Origin of the sequence: Deinococcus misasensis DSM 22328 (genome assembly GCF_000745915.1) — a bacterium.
GTDB classification, from domain to species: Bacteria; Deinococcota; Deinococci; order Deinococcales; family Deinococcaceae; genus Deinococcus_C; species Deinococcus_C misasensis.
Genome location: NZ_JQKG01000098.1, coordinates 1 through 2,301, shown reverse-complemented (window position 1 = coordinate 2,301; position 2,301 = coordinate 1). Strand labels below are relative to the sequence as shown.

General features: G+C 54.9%; 3 protein-coding genes. 2 read left to right on the top strand and 1 reads right to left on the bottom strand.

Annotation, left to right across the window (positions count from 1 at the left end; genetic code table 11):
- Positions 1-335 precede the first annotated feature (335 nt).
- A complete protein-coding gene (locus tag Q371_RS23250; protein ID WP_051965144.1) occupies positions 336-1,202 on the bottom strand; it encodes a GNAT family N-acetyltransferase in 867 nt (288 codons plus the stop codon).
- Between the two features lie 21 nt (positions 1,203-1,223).
- Here Q371_RS23250 and Q371_RS27635 point away from each other — a divergent pair, with 21 nt between their 5' ends.
- Complete coding sequence (locus Q371_RS27635; RefSeq protein WP_034345450.1) at positions 1,224-1,445, top strand: hypothetical protein; 222 nt, start codon at positions 1,224-1,226, stop codon at positions 1,443-1,445.
- A gap of 346 nt (positions 1,446-1,791) precedes the next feature.
- Positions 1,792-2,250 carry a DUF4258 domain-containing protein gene (locus Q371_RS23240; protein WP_245618438.1) on the top strand — a complete coding sequence of 153 codons (459 nt, stop codon included), beginning with the start codon at positions 1,792-1,794 and terminating at the stop codon, positions 2,248-2,250.
- Positions 2,251-2,301 lie beyond the last annotated feature (51 nt).

Genomic DNA, 2,301 nt, shown 5'->3' with positions numbered 1-2,301 from the left:
GCCCCATCAGGTTTGGCAAGCTCAACCGACTGGAAGAAGACTTTCCTTCTGGCTGACGGCTCTTTCTGTTTGCATCGCCCGAACAGCGACTTTGCGGCTACCCTGCTTTGGGGGCAGTGCAAAGTTTGACCTCTGGCATGTCACTTGAGAAAGCGTTCAGCGATCAGCCGTCAGCGTTCAGCAAAAAGCTCACCCAGAGGCTTTGGCTTTTGGAAGCATTCAGACCCCAAGACGCAAAATGAAAGCCACTCAAATTTGAAGCTCAAAAGGCAGCCAGAAAATGTTCCTTCTGGCTGATGGCTGAATGCTGATCGCTGACGGCTTTCTCGAAGGTTTTACGCCTCTTCGTGGTGTTCGCGCAGGTAAGCCATCACACTGCGGTCCAGCTTGAAGCCCAGAGCTTCATACAGGTGTCGGGCACTGGCTTCATGGTCGTGGGCTCGGGCTTTCAGGCACATCACATGGGGTTTCAGGAAGGCGTCATGGATGCTGTACTGCAACAGCAACTTGCCGTAACCCTGACCCCTGAAGGCAGGATGCACCGCCCAGTACGCCAGCGTGGCCTGATCCTCGTCAAACTCCAGTTCTGCGAAGCCCACAGGGGTCTGGTCTTTGCAGAGCACCATCAACTCCACATGCTCCTGCGCGAAATGCTTGCGGTATTTTTCTTCGGTCCAACTCAGGCGCTCGGACCACACGTCTTCGCTGCTGCGGTACAGTTCCAGATAATCCTGAAAGCCAATCCGGAAGGCAGGCATGAACTTGACCCCCTCTGGCAGGAAAGGCAAGCGCTGTTTTTGCGGCCTCGACAGGCTGTAAAAATCCGTGCAGTGCAGCGCACCGAAGCCCAGACCTTCCAGAGCACCCCGCACCTCCTGATTCATGCAGGCGCAAAAGGCATAAACGGGTTTGTGGGCTTTTTTCAGGACAGCGCGCAAAATGCTGCGGGTGTAATCCGTGGAGTCTCCCAGAGGCCCTTCCAGCAAAAAACCGTCCTTGTAAGGGGTCAAAGAGGCATAGGCGCGGACCGATCCGGCCTGATCCTCCACCACCAGAGCCTGTTCATGCCCGACCTCCCAGCTGAGGTCCTCTGGGGTGCGGGCTTCCGGACTGAACACTTCGCGGTGGGGACTGGCATCCATCCAATCGAGCAGGGCAAGAATGTCGGTGGTGTCGGTGGGTTTGACCTGGCGAATCAGCATGAACCACGCTCCTGAGGGTGTTTGATCCACACCCATGGAAACAAAAGGCTGCAACACGAAATTCCAATGAAAACCAACAGACATCAGGCAGCACAAGACAGCCTGACCATTGAGGACAACGTCCATAAAGATGGGGGCCAAACGGTGGAGGGCCTGAAGGTGTTCCAAACACGCTCAAAACGTGTGTCAGAAGAAACAATCGAAGCTCTGGGGTTGCCAACGCCTGTGAAAGATGGGTTCTGAAAGAAAGGTAGCACCATTCTACGCCGAAAAACTGAAAAAGGGGTGACATGAACCCCCTCAACTTCAAGGCGACGGGCACAAGAATTTCTCAGATTCGCGCAAAGGAGTGGGGATAGGGGAGGGGACAGAGAAGGGGTAATCCCTGTTCATTCTCTTACGATTCGCCCATGCAAATTCGCTATACTTTGGGTATGACCCTCTAGGGTTACGACGATGCGCTCCCCAACAAACAAACGTTTGTGGGGAGCGTTTTCGCTTCAAAATCCTGAGTTTTCTGTTCTCAAAAAGGGTCAAAATGCTGTCCCAAAAGGTTTTTCTTTCAAGACAGCCACAGGGGGGTGCCGTGATGCAAGATTGGTTCACACGCGCAGATGCACTTGAGATCGACACCCGGGATTACGTCCTTCAACGTGCCCACCAGACTTTGCGAGATGTGATGTGGGAAGGCCGATACGACATCTGCGAGCATGCCGTTCAGCACGCCAGAGCGCAGGGTTTTCTGGAACCCGACATCGTGCAGGTGTTGCACACCGGACGCATCCGCGCCGTTTACCCGCAGGACCGCCGCTGGCTGGTGATGGGGTACTTCCAATCGGTCAACCTCAAACTTCCCCTCCATGTGGTGGTGGACTTCCACCACAAAGACCACTGGATTGACGTGGTGACGGCTTACGTTCCAAAAAACCCACACCAGATCCTCAGCCGCTCAAGGGTGGCCGTGATGCTGCGTTTCGACTCGGGCGAGGTGAAAACCAAACAGGTCCGGCCCGGAGCACAGAAAGGGAAGTGGAAACGGTCTTCTTGAGCGCCAGAAGGCAGAAGGCAGAAGGCAGAAGGCAGAAGGCAGAAGGCAGAA

Coding starts and splice junctions, on each gene's coding strand:
- Q371_RS23250 (WP_051965144.1), bottom strand. CDS start 1,202: ATGCTGATTCGCCAGGTCAAACCCACCGACACCACCGACATTCTTGCC.
- Q371_RS23240 (WP_245618438.1), top strand. CDS start 1,792: ATGCAAGATTGGTTCACACGCGCAGATGCACTTGAGATCGACACCCGG.